At 66.3% G+C, this 919-nt stretch carries 2 pseudogenes and 1 other annotated feature; both pseudogenes read left to right on the top strand.

The window, feature by feature from the left end:
- Positions 1 to 126: pseudogene (locus ACH0AE_RS17895) on the top strand (IS481 family transposase); the annotation flags it as partial.
- Positions 68 to 851: pseudogene (locus ACH0AE_RS17890) on the top strand (IS3 family transposase); the annotation flags it as partial. The pseudogenes ACH0AE_RS17895 and ACH0AE_RS17890, both read left to right, overlap by 59 nt.
- Positions 262 to 378 (top strand) — a sequence feature (AL1L pseudoknot). Its footprint overlaps the pseudogene before it by 117 nt.
- Positions 852 to 919: the final 68 nt, after the last annotated feature.

Genomic DNA, 919 nt, shown 5'->3' with positions numbered 1-919 from the left:
GCCACGACCACGCACGCTGTCCGAGCAGCAATACAGCGATCGCAAGCTTCGCTCGCGACGCTGAGCCGTGAGCTGGGAATCAATCCCAAGACGGTCGCCAAGTGGCGAAAGCGGGCAGACGCTGCACGAGTGGGTGAAGAAGGCGGAAGTCGATAGCGGCGTGCGCGCCGGCGTGCCGAGCGATGTCGCGGCGCAGCTGAAGGCACTGGAGCGCGAGAACCGTGAGCTGCGCCAGGCGAACGAGATTCTGCGCAAGGCGTCGGCATATTTTGCTCAGGCGGAGCTCGACCGCCCGTTCAAGCGATGATCGCGTTTATCGACGACCAGCGTGCTGTTCATGGGGTCGAGCCGATCTGCAAGGTGCTGCCGATCGCCCCATCAACCTACCATGCTCATGTCGCGCGGCGACGGGATCCACTGCGCCTGTCGGCGCGGGCGCGGCGTGATGCTGCGCTCACAATCGAGGTGCGGCGCGTGTTCGAGGCCAACTTCCGGGTCTATGGTGTCCGCAAGGTCTGGCGGCAGTTGCAGCGGGAGGGCTTCGATGTCGCCCGCTGCACGGTCGCTCGGCTGATGCGGGCGATAGGGCTGGCGGGCGTGATCCGAGGCAAGCCGGTGCGCACCACGGTGGGCGATCGTCAGCACCTTGTCCGCTCGACCGCGTCAACCGGCAGTTCCGCGCGCCGGCGCCGAACATGCTCTGGGTCTCGGACTTCACCTATGTCGCGACCTGGACTGGGTTCGTCTACGTCGCCTTCGTCATCGATACGTTCGCCAGGCGGATCGTCGGACGGCGAGCGAGCCGGACCGCCCATGCCGGCTTCGTTCTCGATGCGCTCGAGCAGGGGGTCGGTTCCGGCTGAGGGCGGAATGACACCCTAAGCGCCGGCGTCCTTGGGCCAAAGGTACTCGCCAGTGA

The sequence above is a fragment of the Sphingomonas sp. 179-A 2A2 NHS genome, from assembly GCF_045371305.1.
GTDB lineage: Bacteria > Pseudomonadota > Alphaproteobacteria > Sphingomonadales > Sphingomonadaceae > Sphingomonas.
This window is presented reverse-complemented; position numbering and strand designations above follow the sequence as displayed.